At 70.3% G+C, this 21120-nt stretch carries 18 protein-coding genes; 9 read left to right on the forward strand and 9 right to left on the reverse strand.

Annotated elements, in window-relative coordinates; genetic code table 11:
* The 3 genes from O3Q52_RS10695 to O3Q52_RS10705 all read right to left on the reverse strand — a co-directional run.
* Positions 1–1065, reverse strand: a 1065-nt coding sequence (locus O3Q52_RS10695) for an ABC transporter permease (protein WP_332112897.1), incomplete at its 3' end; no start/stop codon positions are given.
* Between the two features lie 104 nt (positions 1066–1169).
* Positions 1170–1943 carry an ABC transporter ATP-binding protein gene (locus O3Q52_RS10700; protein WP_269648581.1) on the reverse strand — a complete coding sequence of 258 codons (774 nt, stop codon included), beginning with the start codon at positions 1941–1943 and terminating at the stop codon, positions 1170–1172.
* Complete coding sequence (locus tag O3Q52_RS10705; RefSeq protein WP_269648582.1) at positions 1940–2455, reverse strand: PadR family transcriptional regulator; 516 nt, start codon at positions 2453–2455, stop codon at positions 1940–1942. Before O3Q52_RS10705 ends, O3Q52_RS10700 begins: the two co-directional genes overlap by 4 nt.
* Positions 2456–2620: 165 nt before the next feature.
* Between O3Q52_RS10705 and O3Q52_RS10710 the strand changes: the two genes are divergently transcribed.
* The 5 genes from O3Q52_RS10710 (at position 2621) to O3Q52_RS10730 (ending at position 9334) form a co-directional block, all read left to right on the forward strand.
* Positions 2621–3895, forward strand: coding sequence for an ABC transporter substrate-binding protein (locus O3Q52_RS10710; protein WP_269648583.1), 1275 nt, complete (start codon positions 2621–2623; stop codon positions 3893–3895).
* 162 nt (positions 3896–4057) lie between these two features.
* The gene (locus O3Q52_RS10715; protein WP_269648584.1) at positions 4058–5731 is read left to right on the forward strand and encodes a glycoside hydrolase family 13 protein; all 1674 of its coding nucleotides are present in this window, start codon (positions 4058–4060) and stop codon (positions 5729–5731) included.
* A 71-nt stretch (positions 5732–5802) separates the two neighbouring features.
* A complete protein-coding gene (locus O3Q52_RS10720; protein ID WP_269648585.1) occupies positions 5803–7128 on the forward strand; it encodes an ABC transporter substrate-binding protein in 1326 nt (441 codons plus the stop codon).
* Positions 7129–7133: 5 nt separating this feature from the next.
* Complete coding sequence (locus O3Q52_RS10725; protein ID WP_269648586.1) at positions 7134–8498, forward strand: carbohydrate ABC transporter permease; 1365 nt, start codon at positions 7134–7136, stop codon at positions 8496–8498.
* Positions 8495–9334, forward strand: a complete 840-nt coding sequence (locus tag O3Q52_RS10730; RefSeq protein WP_269648587.1) for a carbohydrate ABC transporter permease — start codon at positions 8495–8497, stop codon at positions 9332–9334. The genes O3Q52_RS10725 and O3Q52_RS10730 overlap by 4 nt, the downstream gene beginning before the upstream one ends.
* A 54-nt stretch (positions 9335–9388) precedes the next feature.
* On the opposite strand, the gene pgl is transcribed toward O3Q52_RS10730, so the two are convergent.
* The 5 genes from pgl to tkt are packed head-to-tail and all read right to left on the reverse strand — an operon-like array spanning position 9389 to position 16060.
* On the reverse strand, positions 9389–10171 hold the full coding sequence (gene pgl, locus O3Q52_RS10735) for a 6-phosphogluconolactonase (protein WP_269648588.1): 783 nt from the start codon (positions 10169–10171) through the stop codon (positions 9389–9391).
* Positions 10168–11295 (reverse strand): glucose-6-phosphate dehydrogenase assembly protein OpcA, encoded by a 1128-nt coding sequence (opcA, locus tag O3Q52_RS10740; RefSeq protein WP_269648589.1) that lies wholly within the window; start codon positions 11293–11295, stop codon positions 10168–10170. The genes pgl and opcA overlap by 4 nt, the downstream gene beginning before the upstream one ends.
* Positions 11292–12815, reverse strand: a complete 1524-nt coding sequence (gene zwf, locus O3Q52_RS10745; RefSeq protein WP_269648590.1) for a glucose-6-phosphate dehydrogenase — start codon at positions 12813–12815, stop codon at positions 11292–11294. The genes opcA and zwf overlap by 4 nt, the downstream gene beginning before the upstream one ends.
* 4 nt (positions 12816–12819) lie before the next feature.
* On the reverse strand, positions 12820–13938 hold the full coding sequence (gene tal / locus O3Q52_RS10750) for a transaldolase (RefSeq protein ID WP_269648591.1): 1119 nt from the start codon (positions 13936–13938) through the stop codon (positions 12820–12822).
* Between the two features lie 34 nt (positions 13939–13972).
* Complete coding sequence (gene tkt, locus O3Q52_RS10755; protein ID WP_269648592.1) at positions 13973–16060, reverse strand: transketolase; 2088 nt, start codon at positions 16058–16060, stop codon at positions 13973–13975.
* Between the two features lie 355 nt (positions 16061–16415).
* Between tkt and O3Q52_RS10760 the strand changes: the two genes are divergently transcribed.
* The 4 genes from O3Q52_RS10760 to O3Q52_RS10775 all read left to right on the forward strand — a co-directional run bounded on the left by O3Q52_RS10760 (position 16416) and on the right by O3Q52_RS10775 (position 20024).
* A complete protein-coding gene (locus O3Q52_RS10760) occupies positions 16416–17369 on the forward strand; it encodes a heme o synthase (protein ID WP_269648607.1) in 954 nt (317 codons plus the stop codon).
* Between the two features lie 167 nt (positions 17370–17536).
* Complete coding sequence (locus O3Q52_RS10765; protein ID WP_269648593.1) at positions 17537–17893, forward strand: hypothetical protein; 357 nt, start codon at positions 17537–17539, stop codon at positions 17891–17893.
* A 233-nt stretch (positions 17894–18126) separates the two neighbouring features.
* Positions 18127–19233 carry an amidohydrolase family protein gene (locus tag O3Q52_RS10770; protein ID WP_269648594.1) on the forward strand — a complete coding sequence of 369 codons (1107 nt, stop codon included), beginning with the start codon at positions 18127–18129 and terminating at the stop codon, positions 19231–19233.
* Positions 19234–19274: 41 nt separating this feature from the next.
* Positions 19275–20024 carry a nucleotidyltransferase domain-containing protein gene (locus O3Q52_RS10775; protein WP_269648595.1) on the forward strand — a complete coding sequence of 250 codons (750 nt, stop codon included), beginning with the start codon at positions 19275–19277 and terminating at the stop codon, positions 20022–20024.
* A gap of 48 nt (positions 20025–20072) precedes the next feature.
* On the opposite strand, the gene O3Q52_RS10780 is transcribed toward O3Q52_RS10775, so the two are convergent.
* Positions 20073–21080: a heme A synthase gene (locus tag O3Q52_RS10780; protein ID WP_269648596.1), complete on the reverse strand. Its 1008-nt coding sequence runs from the start codon at positions 21078–21080 to the stop codon at positions 20073–20075.
* Between the last annotated feature and the right edge of the window lie 40 nt (positions 21081–21120).

A 21120-nucleotide genomic window follows, 5' to 3' on the forward strand; every position in this document is an offset into this window, starting at 1 on the left:
CGCGGCGGTGAACAGCACCGCGGCCGCGGGCACGGCGAGCAGCGCCGCCGTGTGCCCCGGCAGCCCCTGCCACGCGCCGGCCGCGTCGCCGAGACGGCCCGGTACCCGGCTGCCCAGAGCCTGGATGAGGACGGTGGCGAGCACCGCGCCGAGGAGCGCGAACGCCACATGCTGGAGCAGGAAGATCCGCACCACCTGGCCCGGGGTGAAGCCGATCGCCTTCAGGACCGAGATGTCCCGCAGGTGACCTCGGATACGCGTGCCGATCGCACCGTGCACGGCGAGCGCGGCGGCGACCAGGGCGCCAAGACCGAACAGGCCGAGAACTTGGCCCAGCAGCCGGTTGCCGCCCTGTGCCTCCGACCGCGCCTGCTGCCAGTGCGAGACGTCGGTGACCGCACCGGCGCCGAGCAGGGTGACGGCCCGCTGGACGGCGTAGTCCGTGTCGCCCGGATCGGTCAGCCGCAGGCCGGTCACCTGGCCGCCGCGCCCGTCCGTCTGCCGCACGGCGGAGGGGAGGGCCCACACGAGACCCGACCGCTCCCCGGGGCTGTAGCGGGGCTCGGCGCTGTCGGCGACGCCCAGGACGGTCAGGGTCCGGGCGGTGCCGGGCAAGGTGAGCGTGTCCCCGGGCTCGGCCCACAGCGCCCGGGCCAGGCTGCTCTCCAGCACCACACCGTCCGGCGCGGCGGGGTCGAGCCAGCGGCCGGAGGCGAGCAGCGGACGGCCGGTCGAGGGCCGGCCGACGATGCCGCGCAGCTCGACGGAGGCGCGGGTGCCGCGCGACTCGACGGTGGCCGCGGCGGTGGGGTACGGGCCCGCGACGGACGTGACGCCGTCCACCTCGGCGAGTTCGCGCGCGTCGGCCGAGGGGCCGGTGCGGATCCACACGTGCGCGCCCTGCGACTGGGTGAAGACCCGCTGCCAGGGGTTGGTCGCGTACCCGAAGAGTGCCGTGGCCAGCAGCAACGAGGCGACGATCCCCGTGGTGGCGAGCACGATGAACAGCGCCTCGCCGCGATGCGTGCGCAGATCGGCGTGCGCCCAGCGCAGGGTGGCCCGCACGGCGGCTCAGCCCCTCGGCTCGCGCGCGAGGGGCCGGTTCCGCGGCCCGCGCACGGCGGAGAGGTCCTGGCAGATGTCCTTCGGCAGAGGCTCGCGCACGGCGCTCAGTCCCTCAGTTCCAGCACGCCGGATATCCCCGTGCCGCGGCGCGCGGGCGCGGTGTCCAGTTCCGCGTCGTCGGCGATACGGCCGTCGAAGAAGCTGATCACCCGGTCGGCGGCGCTCGCGAGCCGTGCGTCATGGGTGACCAGCACGATGGTCTGGCCGCGCTCGTGGAAGCGGGACAGCAGCCGGGTCACCTCGCGGGTGCCCTTGCTGTCGAGGCTGCCCGCGGGCTCGTCGGCCAGCAGCAGGGGCGGGTGGTTGACCAGGGCGCGGGCCAGCGCGACCCGCTGCTGCTCGCCGCCGGACAGCTCGCCCGGCATGCTGCGCTCCTTGCCCTCCAGGCCCAGCTCGGCGAGGAGCCGCTCACGCTCGGCGCGCGCCTGCTTGGGGGAGAGGCCGGCGAGCAGGGCGGGCAGCTCGACGTTGTCGGCGACCGACAGGTTCGAGACCAGGTTGAAGAACTGGAAGACGATGCCGATGCGGCGCCGGCGCTCGACCGCCCAGCGGGCCTCGCTGTACTCGTCCGTGCACGCGCCGTCCAGCCAGATGCTGCCGGAGTCCGGTCGCTGGAGCCCGCCGAGCAGATGCAGCAGCGTCGACTTCCCGGCGCCCGAGGGACCCGTGACGGCGACGAACTCACCCTGCTTCACGGCGAGGTCCACGCCCCGGACGGCATGCGCGGGGGCGCCCTCGCCGTAGTGGGTCTTGACCAGGCCCTCGGCGCGCAGCAGGGGAGCGCCCTCGGCGCGCGACGAAGGAGCGGTGCGGCTCACTCCAGCTCCTCCAATTCCTCCTGGCAGCGTTCCAGCCAGTCGAGGTCGGCCTGCAGATGCAGCATGGCGCCCTCTATGAGCAGCTGGGAGATGCGGTTGTCCCGGCTCTCGGTGGCGGCGAGTTTCGACAGGCTGCGCATGGTGTTCAGGTACTCGCGCCGCTGTTTGTTGATCAGGGCGATCTGGTCGGCGAGTCCGGTCTGCGGCGCGAGCGCGAGCTTCATGAAGAACTCGTCCCGCACGCGCGGCTCGTCCGCCGTCTCCTCGTACCAGGCGCGCAGCGCCTCACGCCCGGCTTCGGTGAGGTGATAGATCTTCTTGTTGGGCCGGCTCGACTGCTCGACTTCCTCGCCCTCGATCAGTCCCGACTTCTCGAGGCGGCCGAGCGTCACATAGATCTGGCCGACGTTCGGCTGAGGGTACGCGGAGCCCAGCAGTTGCTCAAGGTCCTGCTTGAGCTCGTATCCGTGGGCCGGGCCGCGCGCCAGCAGGGCCAGGAGGGGCAGCCGCACCAGTGCTCTCCTCCGCCTTTTCTCTCGGTTCGCCTTCGGGGCGCTCCAGCCGGTGTTGAGGGGCCGATGTGCCGCAGGCCCTAGTATCGCCCATACCTAACAGGTATACATGGCCTCTGACTCCGGGCGAAGGTGCCCGGCAGCCGGAGTACCAAGGAGGAACCTATGCGGTGGATACATGCCGCGGGTAGGGGACTCCTGGTCGCGGCGGTGGTTCTGACCGGTTACGTCGCCTCGGGCGCGCAGGCCGACGGAGCGCGCGGCGGCGGCCGGGGTCCGCTCACGCTGGCCACCGCAGGCGATCTCACCAGCTATCTGGGTCCGCTGCTGGACGGCTGGAACCGTACCCACCCCGGCGAGAAGGTCACCCTCGTCGAACTCCCGGACTCCGCAGACGAGACCCGGGCGCAGATGACCACCGACCTGCGCGGCGGGGACCGGAGCCGCTTCGACGTCCTGAACATCGACGTCGCCTGGACCTCGGAGTTCGCCGCCGCCGGCTGGATCTCCCCGCTGTCCCGGGACCGCTTCCCGCTCGACGGCTTCCTGCCGCAGGTCGAGGACACGGCGACGTACGACGGACGGCTGTACGCGGTCCCGTACGTCACCAACGCGGGGCTGCTCCTCTACCGCAAGGACATCCTCGACAAGGAGGGCGTCGAGCCCCCGCGCACCTGGGCCGAGCTGGAGAAACAGGCGCGGACCATCGCACCGAAGTACGGGCTCGACGGCTACGCGGGCCAGTTCCTGCCCTACGAGGGGCTCACGGTGAACGCCGCCGAGGCGGTCTACTCGGCGGGCGGCACGATCCTCGGGGACGAGGGCGAGCGCGTCACCGTCGACTCGGCGGCGGCCCGCGAGGGCATCGGCTTCCTGGCCCGCGGCGTCCGCGACGGCTGGATCCCGAAGAAGGCGCTGACGTACAAGGAGGAGGAGTCCAAACAGGCCTTCCAGGACGGCCGCCTCCTCTTCCTGCGCAACTGGCCGTACGCCTATGTCGGCGCCTCCGCCAAGGGCTCGGCGGTCGCCGGGAAGATCGGCGCGGTGCCGCTGCCCGGGCCCGACGGACCGGGCGCGAGTGTGCTCGGCGGCTCCAACCTCGCGGTCAGCGCGCATGCCCGCCACCCCGACTCCGCCGCGCGCCTCCTCGCCTACCTGACGAGTGAGCGCGTGCAGCGGCAGGTCCTCACCAAGGGCGCCCTGCCGCCCGTGCGGGCCGCCCTCTACCGGGACCCGGAACTGATCCGGCGGTTCCCGTATCTGCCGACGCTCCGCGCGAGCGTCGAGGCGGCCGCGCCGCGTCCCAAGAGTCCTCGTTACGACCAGGTCAGCCTGGCCGTGCAGGCCGTGGTGCATGACGCGATGACCGGGCGCCAGACGCCCGAGGCCGCGGTGCGACGTCTCGCGCGCGAGCTGGCGGACATCTCCCGCCGGGGCTGAGCCCTCTTTCCGGCGCACTCGACGGATCCTAGTTACTTGTTAGGTAACGCGCACGTCTCGTCTTCGGTCTCATTGGATAGAAATATCCTGTTATGAAACCCCAATTTCCGAGGACTCTCCGCCTACTCGTTGACACCTGCGCGACACGGCTACTTAACATGCATGCATAACCGGAGGCACGCACAGACAGGTCAACGGGTGACGATCGACACGCACCGCTGGTGGCGCGACGCAGTGATCTACCAGGTCTACGTCCGGAGCTTTCTGGACAGCACCGGGGACGGCATCGGCGATCTCGCCGGGGTCAGGGCCGGACTGCCGTATCTGAAGAAGCTGGGCGTCGACGGCGTCTGGCTGAGCCCCTTCTACCCCTCGCCGCAGCACGACCACGGCTACGACGTGGCCGACTACTGCGACGTCGACCCGGTCTTCGGCGACCTCGGCGAGTTCGACCTGCTGATGACGGACGCCCGGCGGCTCGGCATCAAGGTGCTCCTGGACATCGTCCCGAACCACTGCTCGGAGGAGCACCCGTGGTTCCGGGAGGCGCTGGCCGCGGCACCGGGCAGCGAGGCCCGCGCCCGCTTCCACTTCGCCGACGGCAGGGGCCCGGACGGGTCCGAACCGCCCAACAACTGGCACTCCATGTTCGGCGGCCCGGCCTGGAGCCGGGTCACCGAGCAGGACGGCACCCCCGGCCAGTGGTACCTGCACATGTTCACGACCGAGCAGCCCGACCTGAACTGGCGCAACCCCGAGGTCGGCGCCCACTTCGACCACGCCCTGCGCTTCTGGCTCGACCGGGGCGTCGACGGCTTCCGCATCGACGTCGCCGCCGGTCTCTACAAGCACCCCGAGCTGCCGGACTCGCCCGACCCCGAGGCCGACGCCCGCACCCGCGACTCGGTCAACCCGCTCGCCTGGAACCAGCACGAGGTGCACGACGTCTGGCGGCACTGGCGGTCGGTGTGCGAGGAGTACACCGCCCGCGACGGCCAGGAGCGGCTGCTCGTCGGCGAGGTCTCCGTGCCGACCGCCCGCGAACACGCCCTGTACGTACGCCACGACGAGCTGCACCAGGCCTTCTTCTTCGACCTGCTCAGCGCGCCCTGGAACGCGGACGCCTTCCGCAAGGTCATCTCCCACGCCATGCAGGACATCGCGGGCACCGGCTCGACGGTCACCTGGGTCCTCAACAACCACGACCAGGTCCGCACGGTCACCCGCTACGGCGAACTGGGCACCGAGGGCAGCGGACTGGGCGCCGCCCGAGCCCGCGCCGCCGCGCTGCTGATGCTGGCGCTGCCCGGAGCCGCGTACATCTACCAGGGCGAGGAGCTCGGGCTGCCCGAGGTCGTCGATCTGCCCGACGACGTGCTCACCGACCCGATCTTCCGCCGGACCGGGAGCCGCGCCCGGATCCGCGACGGCTGCCGGGTGCCGCTGCCGTGGTCGGGGCACGCCTCGCCGTTCGGCTTCACCTCGGGCGCCGCGAGCGCCAAGCCGTGGCTGCCGCAGCCCGCCTACTTCGCCGAGTACGCCACCGACCGTGCCCTCGCCGACACCCACTCCTTCTGGCACCTCTACCGGGACGGACTCCAACTGCGGTCCGGACTGCCCCAGTTGGGCGAGGGCGCGCTGCGCTGGCTGGACACCCAGCCCGGCGTCCTCGCCTTCGTCCGAGGCGACGGCCTGGTGTGCGCCGTCAACTTCGGTACGGCGCCGACGCCCGCGCCGGTCTCCGGCACCCCCCTGTTGTCCAGCGGCCCCTGCGCGCCCGGCGTCCTGCCCGGCTCGACGGCCGCCTGGTGGATCAGCGACTGCACCAACCCCTGAGCCGCCGACTCCCGCACCACCCACCTCAGCTGACTGCCCGTCAATTTCCCTGCCTTCGAAGGACATCAACGATGATGCGACGACGCACGACCCTGCTCACGAGCTGCATAGCCCTCGCGCTGTCCCTCGGCGCCACCGCCTGCGGAGGCGGCGACGTCTCCGCAGGCGGCGGCGACAAGCCGCTCAGCGGCCAGACGATCAACGTGGCCGGTGTCTGGTCCGGCAGCGAGCAGAAGAACTTCCAGAAGGTCCTGGACGCGTTCACCGAGAAGACCGGCGCCAAGACCCAGTTCACCTCCACCGGCGACAACGTCTCCACGGTCGTCGGCAGCAAGATCGAGGGCGGCAACGCCCCCGACGTGGTGATGGTCCCGCAGGTCGGCGTGCTCCAGCAGTTCGCGAAGGAGGGCTGGCTCAAGCCGCTCTCCAAGAACGCCCAGCAGTCCGTCGGCAGCAACTACGCGAGCGTGTGGAAGAACTACGGCAGCGTCGACGGCACCCTGTACGGCCTCTACTTCAAGGCCGCCCACAAGTCGACCGTCTGGTACAGCCCCGACGCCCTCGACGAGGCGGGCGTCAAGACTCCGACGACGTACGACGCGATGCTGAAGGCCGGGCAGACCGTCTCGGAGTCGGGCCTCGCCGCCTTCTCCGTCGCGGGACAGGACGGCTGGACCCTCACCGACTGGTTCGAGAACGTCTACCTCTCGCAGGCAGGCCCCGAGAAGTACGACGCCCTGGCCGCCCACAAGATCAAGTGGACCCACCCGACCGTGGTCGAGGCCCTCACCACCCTCGGCAAGCTCTTCAAGGACAAGGAACTGATAGCCGGCGGCCAGAAGGGCGCGCTCAACACCGACTTCCCCGGCTCCGTCGAGAAGGTCTTCGGTCCCGAGCCCACGGCGGGCATGGTCTACGAGGGCGACTTCGTGGCCGGCGTCGCCAAGGACCAGTTCGGCAGGAAGATCGGCGAGGACGCGGACTTCTTCCCCTTCCCCGCGGTCGGCGACGGCCAGGCACCCGTGGTCAGCGGCGGCGACGCGGCCGTCGTCCTCAAGGACGGCAAGAGCCAGAAGGCCGCCATGGCGTTCCTGGAGTACCTGGCGACTCCCGAGGCCTCCGCGGTCTGGGCCGAGGTCGGCGGCTTCCTCTCCCCGAACAAGAAGCTCGACCTCGCCTCCTACGGCGACGACATCACCCGCGAGACCGCCAAGTCCCTGGTGGACGCCGGGGATTCGGTCCGCTTCGACATGTCGGACCAGGCCCCGGCCGCGTTCGGCGGCACCAAGGGCGCCGGCGAGTGGAAGCTCCTCCAGGACTTCCTGCGCGACCCGTCCGACCCGAAGGGAACCGCTGCCGCGCTGGAGCAGGCGGCGGCCAAGGCGTACAAGGGCTGATCGCCGTGACCGCCACGCTCCTCAAAGAGGCGAGCCCGCCGCCCGCCGCCCCGGCCGACCACGACCGTAAACGCCGTGCCCGGCGCCGGGCCAGGGTCATCGCCCTCGCGTTCGTCTTCCCCGCCCTGCTCCTGCTCGGCGCGCTCGTCGTCTACCCCGTGCTGTTCTCCGTGGGCCGAAGCTTCTTCGACGCCTCCGGCGACCGGTTCGTGGGCGGCGGCAACTACTCCGAGATGTTCCGCGACCCCGCCACGCTCAAGGCCGTCCGGAACACGGCCATCTGGGTCGTCGTCGCGCCCACCCTGCTCACCGGGCTCGGCCTCGTCCTGGCCGTCCTGGTCGAAAAGGTGCGCTGGGCAACGGCGTTCAAGCTCCTGCTCTTCATGCCGATGGCCGTCTCCTTCCTCGCCGCGGGCATCATCTTCCGGCTCGCCTACGACGAGGATCCCGAGAAGGGCGTCCTGAACGCCGCCGCCGTCTCCGTGCACGACACGTTCAAGAAGGCGTCGTCGTATCCGACCGCCCGGGCCCGCGACGGCCAGGGCCTGACCAAGGCCGCCGACGGCTCGTACCGTACGACCGCCACCGCGTCCCCCGGCGACACCGTCGGCCTCGGTCTGGTCGGCGTACGTGCCGAGGACCTGTCGGGGAGCGCGCGACCCGCGTATCCGGCGACGACCGGGAAGGCGTCGGCCGACGAACTGCGCGGTGTCGTCTACCTGGACTTCACCCGTGGCGGGGGAGGGGAACAGGGCAAGGTCGACAGGACGGAGAGCGGGCTGCCGGAGATGAAGGTCGAGGCCGTGCGCGACGGTGCGGCGGTCGCGAGCGCCACCACCGCGGCCGACGGCTCCTTCCGCTTCCAGGGCCTCGATCCGGGCTCGTACACCGTGCGGCTGCCCGCCTCGAACTTCGCCGCGCCGTACGAGGGCATCTCCTGGCTCGGTCCCGCGCTCGTGACGCCCGCCATCATCGGCGCGTACCTGTGGATCTGGACCGGCTTCGCCATGGTGCTGATCGGGGCCGGGCTCGCCGCCCTGCCGCGTGACGCGCTGGAGGCGGCCCGGATGGACGGCGCCAACGAGTGGCAGATCTTCCGCCGGATCACCGTGCCGCTGCTCGGGCCCGTCCTCACCGTGGTCTTCGTGACCCTGGTGATCAACGTGATGAAGGTCTTCGACCTCGTCTACATCATCGCGCCGGGGCCGGTGCAGGAGGACGCCACCGTGCTCGCCACCCAGATGTGGCTGGTGTCCTTCGGCGGCGGCAACAACCAGGGCCTGGGCAGCGCGCTAGGGGTGCTCCTGCTGCTTCTGGTGATTCCCGCCATGGTCTTCAACGTCCGCCGTTTCCGAGGGAGTCAGCGATGAACGCGATCAGGCGGGGGCTCGCGAGCAGCCTCGTGCAGGCGTTCCTGGTAGTGATCGGCCTGGTCTGGCTCACTCCGCTCGCCGGGCTGTTCCTGTCCTCGCTGCGGTCCGCCCAGGAGACCGCGACGGGTGGCTGGTGGACCGCGCTGGCCTCTCCCGGTCGGCTGTCCTTCGACAACTACTCGGCGCTGCTGGGCAATTCGGGGATGACACAGGCGTTCTGGAACACCGTGCTGATCTCGGTGCCGGCGACGTTCCTCGTCGTCGTGATCGCCGCGCTCGCCGGGTACGCCTTCGCCTGGCTGGACTTCCCCGGGCGGGATCCCCTCTTCCTGCTGGTGGTCGCGCTGTTGGTGGTGCCCGTGCAGATAGGGCTGCTGCCGGTGGCCAAACTCTTCGGGCAGCTGGGGCTGTTCGGCACGATACCCGGAGTCGTGCTGTTCCACGTCTCCTACGGGCTGCCGTTCGCGATCTTCCTGCTGAGGAACTACTTCGCCGAGATGCCGAAGGAGATGCTGGAGGCGGCGCGCATGGACGGGGGCGGGGAGTGGCGGATCTTCACGCGGCTCGTGCTGCCGGTGGGGCGGCCGGCCATCGCCAGTCTCGCCATCTTCCAGTTCCTGTGGGTCTGGAACGACATGCTTGTCGCGTTGCTCTTCGCCGACAGTTCCTCACAGCCGTTGACCGTCGAACTCCAGTCGCAGATCCGGCAGTTCGGCAGCAACATCGACGTGCTCGCGCCCGGGGCGTTCCTGTCCCTGGTGGTGCCGGTGGTGGTCTTCTTCGCCTTCCAGAAGCACTTTGTGCAGGGGGTGATGGCGGGGTCCGTGAAGTGACCTCCGGGCCGGCGGGGGCCTTTTGTCACCCCCGCCGCCCCTACCCCCCACCCGTCAGGGTGAAGCCTGTGGATACAGCGAGCGTGGCAGCTGGGACGCCGCTGCCGCGTCCAGTAGCCACAGAGTGCGGCGGCGGCCGTACGCCCCCGCCGCCGGCGCCTGGATTTCTCCCGCGCCGGACAGGGCGATCTGAGCCGCCTGCGCCTTGTCCTCACCCGCCGCCAGCAACCACACCTCCCGCGCAGCCCGGATCGCGGGCAGCGTGAGCGTGACCCGGGTCGGCGGCGGCTTGGGAGCCCCGTGCACCCCCACCACCGTGCGCTCCGTCTCACGCACCGCAGGCAGCTCGGGGAAGAGCGACGCCACATGCGTGTCCGGACCGACGCCGAGCATCAGCACGTCGAAGGACGGAACCGGACCGTGGTTCTCCGGCCCGGCGGCCTCGGCGAGTTCGGCCGCGTAGGCCTCCGCCGCCGCGTCCGCGTCCTTGCCGTGGGGCCCGTCCGACGCGGGCATGGCATGCACGCGCTTCGGATCCAGCGGCACCGAGTCGAGCAGCGCCCCACGGGCCTGGGTGACATTGCGCTCCGGGTCACCCTCGGGGAGGAACCGCTCGTCGCCCCACCACAGTTCGAGCCGGCCCCAGTCGATGGCGTCCCGGGCGGGTGCGGCCGCGAGCGCCGCGAGGAGCCCGTTGCCGTTACGGCCACCGGTCAGCACGACCGAGGCGTAACCGCGCGAGGCCTGGGCGTCCACGACCTTCGTGATGAGCCGGGCCGCGGCGGCCTGGGCCATCAGTTCCTTGTCCCGGTGAACCACCAGCTGGGGAGTAGTCATGGCGAGTCCGCCTTCTTGACCGGGGGCATCTGCGCCGGAGTCGGACGGCCGGCGTCGCTGTCACCCGCCGGGGAAGCGGGCAGAGCCGGCTCGGAGGTCTTGGCCGACGGCGCCGGGTCCGGGTCCGGCACCTTCTGCCGGACCGGCAGGGACTCCGGGCCGCGGGCGGACGCCTCGGCCCGCTGCGTGGCCGACGGGATCCCGCCCAGCCGGTCCACCCCGAACCGCAGCGCGGACGCGTACGTGTCGTCCGGGTCGAGCCTGCGCAGCTCCTCCGCGAGCAGCTCGGACGTCTCACGACGCTTGAGAGCCACCGCGCGGTCCGGCTGGCCGGGCAGCGCCAGTGTGGCCATCGCTCCGTCCGACCGGTGCAGCGTGATGGGTCCGCCGGTCGTCTCCAGCCGCACCTGGGTCAGGCCGGGTCCCGCGGAGACGGCCCGCCGGACGTGCACGTGGAGGCGGTCGGCGAGCCACATGGCGAGCAGTTCGACGCTCGGGTTGGACTCCTCGCCCGCCACCTCGACGGAGACGACCTCGCAGTCGATCTGGTCCAGGGCGGCGGCCAGCATCGAGCGCCACGGGGTGATCCGGGCCCAGGCCAGATCGGTGTCGCCCGGCTCGTAGCTCTCGGCCCGGGAGCGCAGCTCGTGGACGGGCTTCTCGGCCGCGTAGCTGTCGGTGACGCGGCGCTGGCCCAGGGCGCCCAGCGGGTCGCCCGCCGGATCGCGCGGGGCGTCCACCGACCACCAGACCACCACCGGCGCGTCCGGCAGCAGCAGCGGCAGGACGACGGACTGGGCGTGGTCGGAGACCTCGCCGTACAGCCGCAGGACGACCGTCTCGCCGGTGCCCGCGTCCGCGCCGACCCGCACCTCGGCGTCCAGACGCGACTTCGTGCGGTCGCGGGGCGAGCGCGAGACACGCTTGATCACCACGAGCGTGCGCGAGGGGTGCTCGCGCGAGGCGTCGTTGGCGGCGCGCAGGGCGTCGTACGCGTTCTCCTCGTCGGTGACGATGACGAGGGTGAGGACCATGCCGACGGCGGGGGTGCCGATGGCCCGGCGGCCCTTCACCAGCGCCTTGTTGATCTTGCTGGCCGTGGTGTCCGTGAGATCTATCTTCATGGGCGACGCCAGCTCCGTCCGTCTCGCTTGAGCATTTCGTCCGCCTCGACGGGCCCCCACGTTCCGGACGGGTACTGCGCCGGCTTGCCGTGCTTGTCCCAGTACTCCTCGATCGGGTCGAGGATCTTCCAGGACAGCTCGACCTCCTCGGTGCGCGGGAAGAGGTTCGAGTCGCCCAGGAGAACGTCCAGGATCAGACGCTCGTACGCCTCCGGGCTCGACTCCGTGAAGGACTCGCCGTACGCGAAGTCCATCGAGACGTCCCGGATCTCCATGGAGGTGCCGGGGACCTTGGAGCCGAAGCGGACCGTGATGCCCTCGTCGGGCTGGACGCGGATGACGATCGCGTTCTGGCCCAGCTCCTCCGTCGCCGTGTGGTCGAAGGGGGAGTGCGGGGCGCGCTGGAACACGACCGCGATCTCGGTGACACGGCGGCCCAGGCGCTTGCCCGTACGGAGGTAGAACGGGACGCCCGCCCAGCGGCGGTTGTCCACCTCCACCTTGATCGCGGCGTACGTGTCGGTCTTCGACTTGGGGTCGATGCCGTCTTCCTGGAGGTAGCCGACGGCCTTCTCGCCGCCCTGCCAGCCCTCGGCGTACTGCCCGCGGACCGTGTTCTCGCCCAGGTCCCGGGGCAGCTTCACCGCGCCGAGGACCTTGGTCTTCTCGGCGGCGAGCGCGTCCGCGTCGAAGGAGGAGGGCTCCTCCATGGCGGTGAGGGCCATCAGCTGGAGCAGGTGGTTCTGGATGACGTCACGGGCTGCGCCGATGCCGTCGTAGTAGCCGGCACGGCCGCCGATGCCGATGTCCTCGGCCATCGTGATCTGTACGTGGTCCACGAAGGACCGGTTCCAGATCGGCTCGAACATCTGGTTGGCGAAGCGCAGCGCCAGGATGTTCTGGACGGTCTCCTTGCCCAGGTAGTGGTCGATACGGAAGACCTGGTCCGGGGCGAAGACCTCCTCGACGGTCGTGTTGAGATCCTCGGCCGACTTGAGGTCGTGGCCGAAGGGCTTCTCGATGACCGCGCGCCGCCAGGAACCGCTCGACTGGTCCGCGAGACCGTGCTTCTTCAGCTGCCGGATGACCACCGGGAAGGCGCCCGGCGGCACGGAGAGATAGAAGGCGAAGTTGCCACCCGTCCCCTGCGCCTTGTCCAGCTCGCCGATCGTCTCGCGCAGCCGCTCGAACGAGTCGTCGTCGTCGAAGGTGCCCTGGACGAAGCGCATCCCCTGGATGAGCTGCTGCCAGACCTCCTCGCGGAACGGCGTACGAGCGTGCTCCTTGACGGAGTCGTGGACCTCCTGGGCGAAGTCCTCGTTCTGCCATTCACGGCGGGCGAAGCCGACGAGCGAGAAGCCCGGGGGCAGCAGACCGCGGTTGGCAAGGTCATAAACAGCAGGCATCAACTTTTTACGGGACAAATCGCCCGTGACCCCGAAGATGACGAGGCCCGACGGCCCCGCGATACGCGGGAGCCGTCGGTCCGCCGGGTCACGCAGCGGATTGCTGCTTGACAAGATTTCAGCCCTCCGAGGGGGCGAGGCGCTCGAGCTCTGCCTCGGTCGACTTGAGCAGGTCGTTCCAGGACGCCTCGAACTTCTCGACGCCCTCGTCCTCCAGGAGCTGGACCACGTCGTCGTACGAGATCCCGAGCTTCTCGACCGCGTCGAGCTCGGCACGGGACTGCTCGTACGTACCGGCGATCGTGTTGCCGGTGATCCTGCCGTGGTCCTCGGCGGCGACCAGGGTCGCCTCCGGCATGGTGTTCACCGTGTTCGGCGCGACCAGGTCGTCGACGTACAGGGTGTCCTTGTAGGCCTTGTCCTTGACGCCGGTCGAGGCCCACAGCGGACGCTGCTTGTTGGCCTGCGCCTTGTCGAGGGCGGCCCAGCGGTCCGAGGAGAAGACCTCCTCGTACGCCTCGTAGGCCAGTCGCGCGTTGGCGAGACCCGCCTTGCCGCGGGCGGCCTTCGCCTCGGGGGTGCCGAGGGCGTCCAGCCGCTTGTCGATCTCGGTGTCCACGCGGGACACGAAGAACGACGCCACCGAGTGGATGCCGGCCAGGTCGATCCCGGCGGCCTTGGCCTTCTCCAGGCCCGCGAGGTAGGCGTCCATGACCTCGCGGTAGCGCTCCAGCGAGAAGATCAGCGTGACGTTGACGCTGATGCCCCGGCCGATCGTCTCGGTGATCGCGGGCAGGCCCGCCCTGGTCGCCGGGATCTTGATGAGCGTGTTGGGACGGTCGACGAGCCAGGCCAGCTGCTTGGCCTCGGCGACGGTCGCCCGGGTGTTGTGCGCCAGGCGCGGGTCGACCTCGATGGAGACCCGGCCGTCCTGGCCCTGCGTGGAGTCGTAGACCGGCCGCAGGATGTCGGCGGCGTCACGGACGTCCGCCGTCGTGATCATGCGGATGGCCTCTTCGACGGTGACCTTGCGGGCGGCGAGGTCACTGAGCTGCTGCTCGTAACCGTCACCGCTGCTGATCGCCTTCTGGAAGATCGACGGGTTGGTGGTGACGCCCACGACGTGCTGCTGGTCGATCAGTTCGGCGAGGTTGCCGGACGTGATCCGCTTGCGCGACAGGTCGTCCAGCCAGATCGCGACGCCTTCCTCGGAGAGGCGCTTCAGTGCGTCTGTCATGGAAAATGCATCTCCTACGTGTCGTATGTCAGCGTCAGCGCTGGGCTGCGGCGATCGATTCCCGGGCGACGTTCGCGACGTTCTCGGCAGTGAACCCGAACTCCTGGAAGAGCACCTTGCCGTCGGCCGAAGCACCGAAGTGCTCCAGGGAAACGATGCGGCCGGCGTCCCCGACGTACTTGTGCCAGGTGAGACCGATACCGGCCTCGACCGCGACCCGTGCCTTCACGTTCGGAGGCAGGACGCTGTCCCGGTACCCCTGGTCCTGCTCCTCGAACCACTCCACGGAAGGCATGGACACGACCCTGGTCGGGGTGCCCGCGGCCTCCAGCTGCTCACGTGCGTCGACGGCCACGTGCACCTCGGAACCGGTCGCGATGAGAACGACCTCCGGGGTCCCGGTGGACGCCTCGAAGAGCACGTAACCACCCTTCGCCGCATCCTCGTTGGCCTCGTACGTCGGTACGCCCTGACGGGTCAGCGCGAGGCCGTGCGGGGCACCCTTGCCGAAGACCTTGGTGTAGCGCCTGAGGATCTCGCGCCAGGCGATCGCGGTCTCGTTGGCGTCCGCCGGACGGACGACGTTGAGGCCCGGAATGGCGCGCAGGGAGGCGAGGTGCTCGACCGGCTGGTGCGTCGGACCGTCCTCGCCGAGACCGATGGAGTCGTGGGTCCACACGTACGTCACCGGCAGGTGCATCAGCGCGGACAGGCGGACCGCGTTGCGCATGTAGTCGGAGAACACCAGGAAGGTGCCGCCGTAGATACGGGTGTTGCCGTGCAGCGCGATGCCGTTCATCTCCGCGGCCATCGAGTGCTCGCGGATACCGAAGTGGATCGTGCGCCCGTACGGGTTCGCCTCCGGCAGCGGGTTGTCCGCCGGGAGGAACGAACTGTTCTTGTCGATCGTCGTGTTGTTCGAGCCCGCCAGGTCGGCCGAGCCGCCCCACAGCTCGGGGATGACCGCGCCGAGCGCCTGGAGCACCTTGCCGGAGGCCGCACGCGTGGCGACACCCTTGCCCGCCTCGAAGACCGGGAGCTTCTCCTCCCAGCCGGTGGGCAGCTCGGTCGCGGCGATGCGGTCGAACTCGGCGGCACGCTCGGCGTTGCTGTTGCGCCACTCCTGGAACGACTTCTCCCACTCCGCCTTGGCCTGACGGCCGCGCTCGCCCAGCGCGCGCGTGTGGGTGATGACCTCGTCCGAGACCTCGAATGCCTTCTCCGGGTCGAAGCCCAGCACCCGCTTGGTGGCCGCGACCTCGTCGTCGCCGAGCGCCGAGCCGTGCGCGGCCTCGGTGTTCTGCGCGTTCGGAGCCGGCCAGGCGATGATCGAGCGCATCGCGATGAACGACGGCTTGTCGGTCACCAGCTTCGCGGCCTCGATCGCGTCGTAGAGGGCGTGCGGGTCGAGGTCGCCGTCCGGCTTCGGGGCCACGCGCTGCACGTGCCAGCCGTACGCCTCGTACCGCAGAGCCGTGTCCTCGGAGACCGCCGTCTCGGTGTCGCCCTCGATCGAGATGTGGTTGTCGTCCCACAGCAGGACCAGGTTGCCCAGCTGCTGGTGGCCGGCCATGGAGGACGCCTCCGCGGAGATGCCCTCCTGGAGGCAGCCGTCACCGGCGATCGCGTAGATGAAGTGGTCGAACGGGGAGGTGCCGGGGGCCGCCTCCGGGTCGAACAGGCCACGCTCGTAGCGGGCGGCCATGGCCATGCCCACCGCGTTGGCGACACCCTGGCCGAGGGGGCCGGTGGTGGTCTCCACGCCGGGGGTGTGTCCGTACTCCGGGTGGCCCGGGGTGCGGGAGCCCCACGTCCTGAAGGACTTCAGGTCGTCCAGCTCCAGACCGAAGCCGGCCAGGTAGAGCTGGGTGTAGAGGGTCAGGGACGAATGACCGGCTGACAGCACGAAGCGGTCGCGGCCGGTCCAGTCGGGGTCCGCCGGATCGTGCCGCATCACCTTCTGAAAGAGGGTGTAGGCGGCGGGCGCCAGGCTCATCGCCGTACCCGGATGGCCGTTGCCGACCTTCTGTACGGCGTCGGCGGCCAGGATGCGGGCGGTGTCGACGGCCCGCTGGTCCAATTCGGTCCACTCGAGGTCTGTTGTGGTCGGCTTGGTGCTCACCCTGGGTCAGGGCTCCTCTCCACATGTTCCACATGTCGAATGCCGGTGCACGTCGCGCCCACCGGCTCGCTGTCGAGCCTACCCCCGTAGGAACGCGCATTTTTTCGAGTCATTCCAGACTGCCGGGACTCTCCCTCTTCCGCCTCCCGACCGGCGCGTTCCGTGTTCGGCAAGTGAATACGGAGCCGCTCATCCGACTGCTCAACGCAATGCCGATCAGTCCCGCGCGGAGGCCTTTCAACACGACCCGACCCCCGCGAAGGCCGGGGTCTGGGCAACGTCTACAGTGGCGTGGTACGCGCGAGCCTTTACCGGGAGTTCACACCCGGAGCTCGCTGAAATGTCTCTGTCAGGGGTGTGCGTGACGGCCGTTGAATCCCGTCCTGCGGGAGTGCTCGGGACGAGCCAGGGCACGAACCACCGGCCGTTCGGGGCCCGGGTCAAGGCGTTCGTTGCTCTCACCAAGCCGCGGATCATCGAGCTGCTGCTGATCACCACCGTTCCGGTGATGTTCCTCGCGCAGCAGGGTGTGCCCGATCTGAAGCTGGTGCTCCTCACCTGTGTCGGCGGTTACCTCTCGGCGGGCGGCGCCAACGCCCTGAACATGTACATCGACCGTGACATCGACGCGCTCATGGAGCGCACCGCGCAGCGTCCACTGGTCACCGGCATGGTCAGCCCACGCGAGTGCCTCGCCTTCGGCATCACGCTCGCGGTCGTCTCGACGCTGCTGTTCGGATTCGCCGTCAACTGGCTGTCCGCGTGGCTGTCGCTCGGAGCGCTCCTCTTCTACGTCGTCGTCTACACGATGATCCTCAAACGCCGTACCTCGCAGAACATCGTGTGGGGCGGTATCGCCGGCTGTCTTCCGGTGCTCATCGGCTGGTCGTCCGTCACGAACTCCATGTCGTGGGCGCCGATCATCCTCTTCCTCGTCATGTTCTTCTGGACGCCGCCGCACTACTGGCCGCTCTCCATGAAGGTCAAGGCGGACTACGCGCGCGTGGGCGTTCCGATGCTGCCCGTCATCGCCTCCAACAAGGTCGTCGCGCGGCAGATCGTCCTCTACAGCTGGGCCATGGTCGCCGTCTCCCTCCTCCTGACGCCGCTCGGCTACACGGGCTGGTTCTACACGGTCGTCGCCCTCGTGACCGGCGGCTTCTGGCTCTGGGAGGCCCACGGGCTGCAGACCCGCGCGAAGGACGGCGCCGTGGGCGCCAAGCTGAAGGAGATGCGGCTCTTCCACTGGTCCATCACTTACGTGTCGCTGCTGTTCGTGGCGGTGGCGGTGGACCCGTTCTTGAGGTGACCCTCCGACAGGGGGTCGTGGGGGTGCGTAGGCGGCTGCGGGCCGGCCGTGGCTGGTCGCGCAGTTCCCCGCGCCCCTGAGGGGCGCCGCGGCCGACCTGGGTGCGTGGGCAAGGCCACTCGGTCGGGGCGTCGCCGAATGATCTACCCGTCGGTAGCATCCTGGGCATGGCAGACACCCAGCAGGTTGACGAGGGCGCCGGCGCCAAGCAGGACGCCAAGGCCGAGCGCCGGGCAGCGAAGCTCGCCAAGCAGATCTCCTCCTTCGCGCAGGCCCACGGCGGCGCCGAGGGCCAGATCGCGTACATCGGCCAGAAGGGCGCCCGGATCGTCCTGGTCGGCGAGGACGGCGGCTGGGGCGACCTCGTGGCCCCCACCTTCGCCATCGCGGAACAGGCCGTGAAGAAGTCCGGCATCACCGCCCACGACGACTTCGACGGCGAGTTCGCGAACAAGGTCAAGACAGGCCCGTACGAGTGGACCCGCATGGCAGGCATCCAACTCGGCGGCCCGAGCAACACCTGAACCGACCCCGACCCCCGGCCCCGTGCCCCAAAGGGGCGCGGGGAACTGCGCGAGCAACCACAACCGGCCCGCACGTCGGAACAAGCGGCACCCCCACCCGCAGCCCTCCAACCCGCACCCCACCCGCAAAACCCGCGGAGCGCTTCGCACGGGGTGTGGCCGCCCAACACCTGACACCCGGTTCACCCGTTAGGCCCTTCAATAAAGGCAGGGCCCATTCGCGGGGAGTCCGGATGATCGAAACGCCGTCGCTGGTGGATCAGTACTGCCACGGCGTGCTGCGGACGGAGCTGGGTCTCGGCACCTTCGAGGCCCACCTCGCCCGGGGCGAGGGCCCGCCCGCCGCAGGTACCACGTTCTTCGACACACAGACCGGTTTCGCCGTACGGCGCTGGTGTCCGCCCCTGCTGGGCCTTGAGCCCCACTGTCCGCCCGCCCGCTACCTCGCCCGACGCCGGGAACTCGGCGTCCTGGAGGCGGGGCGCAGGCTGCTGCGGGGGAGCGGGATCACGACCTATCTGGTCGACACCGGTCTGCCGGGCGATCTGACGGGGCCAGGCGAGATGGCCTCCACAGGAGCCGCGCGAGCCCACGAGATCGTCCGTCTGGAGCCGCTCGCCGAGCAGGTCGCCGACACCTCCGGAACCGTCGAGTCGTTCCTCGCCAACCTCGCCGAGTCGGTGCACGGGGCGGCCGCGAACGCCGTGGCCTTCACCTCGGTGGCGGGCTTACGCCACGGGCTGGCGCTCGCGCCCGAACCGCCCGGACCGGGAGAGGTGCGTGGCGCGGCGGGGCGATGGCTGGCCGGGCGCCGGGTGGGCGGCGAACTGAGTGATCCGGTGCTGCTCAGGCATCTCCTGTGGATCGCGGTCGCCTCCGGCCTGCCGCTCCAACTGCACGCGGGGCTCGGTGAGCCCGGCCTGCGCATCGACCGCAACGACCCGGTCCTGCTCACCGACTTCGCCCGCGCGACGGCCGGCCTCGGCACCGACCTGGTCCTGCTGCACGGCTACCCGTACCACCGCCACGCGGCGCATCTCGCCGGGGTCTTCCCGCATGTGTACGCCGATCTGGGCGCCGCCCTCGTCCGCACCGGGGCCCGCGCGTCCGCCGTCCTCTCCGAGATCCTGGAGCTCGCCCCCTTCGGCAAGCTCCTCTTCTCCAGCGGCGCACATGGTCTGCCCGAACTTCATGTGGTCGGAGCACGTCTCTTCCGCGAGGCGCTCGCCAAGGTGCTCGGCACCTGGGTGGCCGAGGGCGCCTGGTCGCTGGCCGACGCGCAGCGGGTGGCGGGGCTGATCGCGGCGGGGAACGCGCGACGGGTGTACGGGGTGGAGTGAGACGGGTGTACGGGGCGGAGCGGGCTGTACAGACTGTGTATATGACACGCAGCGACGCGACCGACCGGCTCCTCGACCGCTTCCGCACCGAACTGCGCGATCTGGCCCCCGCTGCCGTGTGGGCGCATGGCTCGCTCGGCGGGGGCGACTACCGGGAGGGCGTCAGCGACCTGGATCTGATCGTGGTCCTGGAGGGCCCGATCGGGGCGAGGACGCTCTGGAAGGTGGCCCGGCTGCACGCCCGCCTGCGTGCCGAACCGCTCGTCGCCAAGCTGCACTGCAGCTATCTGACGCGCGACACGGCCGCCGGTGCCGAGCGGCGGCACCTCACGTGGGCGCACCAGCAGCTCTTCAAGCGGACTGTCACACCGGTGACCCGGCGCGAGCTGCACACCTTCGGGCTGGTCCTGGAGGGGGAGCCGCCCGGGAGCCTGCTGCCGCCGGTGACGGACGACGAGCTGGCCGAGTTCGTCGTACGGGACCAGCGGGACTTCTGGCGACGACAGGTGGACCGGGCCGACAACTGGACGCAGGACGTCTGGGTGGACCTGGGGCTCGTCACCTACGCCCGTGCCACGGCCACGCTGAAGGACGGGCGGCTGATCACCAAGCGCGAGGCACTCGATCTGCTGCCCGGTCTCGGCGCGCCCGTCGAGCTGGTCGCGGACGTCAGGCGGCGGCGGTACGAGGAGCCCGGGGCACCGGTCCAGGAGTGGACGGCCCGCAGAGCGGAGCTGACCCGCGGCTACCTCGCTCCGGCCATCGACCGCCTGGTGGCCGCGTACGAATGACCTGCGCGTGCCCCACGTGACGCGCGACTCACGTGACCTGCGCGTTGCTCACGCGCGCGTGAGCGACGACTGTGTCGACTGGGCGGGCAGATCCGCCACGACCTCCGGCCGTTCCCGCAGTGCCAGCAGGACGCGGAGCGTGGCGATCCACACCAGGCAGGAGCCGAACATGTGGAGGCCGACCAGGACCTCCGGCAGGTCGGTGAAGTACTGGACGTACCCGATGCCGCCCTGGGCGAGGAGTACCAGGAAGAGGTCGCGGGTGCGGTGCAGGGGCCCCTTGGGCGCGTCGACGGCCCTCAGGACGAACCACAGGGCGAAGGTCAGCGTCACCACGATCCAGGCCAGTACGGCATGCAGCTTGGTGACGTTCTCCCAGTTCAGCGGGATGCGCTCGACCTCGCTTGAGTCGCCCGCGTGCGGGCCCGCGCCGGTGACGACCGTACCCACCGCGATCAGCAGGACGGTGGCGGCGACGAGGGTCCACGCCATCTGCTGCACCGGCTTGCCGACCAGCGGACGCGGGGCGTCGTCGCCCTCGCGGGTGCGCTGCCACATCACCGTGGCGACGGCGATCAGGGCGGTGGAGAGGAGGAAGTGGGCGGCGACCGTGTACGGGTTGAGGCCCACCAGGACGACGACGCCGCCGAGGACCGCGTTGCTCATGACGACCCAGAACTGCGCCCAGCCGAGCCGGGTGAGGCTGCGCCGGTAGGGCTTCTGCGAGCGTGCCGCGATGATCGCCCAGCCGACCGCGGCACTCAGCACGTACGTCAGCATGCGGTTGCCGAACTCGATCACACCGTGCAAGCCCATCGCGCTCGTGGTGGTCAGCGAGTCGTCGGTGCACTTGGGCCAGGTCGGGCAGCCGAGCCCCGAGCCGGTCAGCCGGACGGCGCCTCCGGTCACCACGATCAGTACCGCCATGACGAGTGCGGCGAGGGCGGCCCGCTGGACCGTCCTGGGTGACGGGGTCCAGCGTTCGGCGATGAAGGCGAGCGGGTTGCGCACGGCTTGGGCGGCATCGGCTCGGGTCACGTTTGGCACGGGCTCCATCGTAGGGGGCCGCTTGTGCACGCTTTCACGAGCCCCCTCC

Source organism: Streptomyces sp. ActVer, from assembly GCF_027270795.1.
Lineage (GTDB): Bacteria > Actinomycetota > Actinomycetes > Streptomycetales > Streptomycetaceae > Streptomyces > Streptomyces umbrinus_A.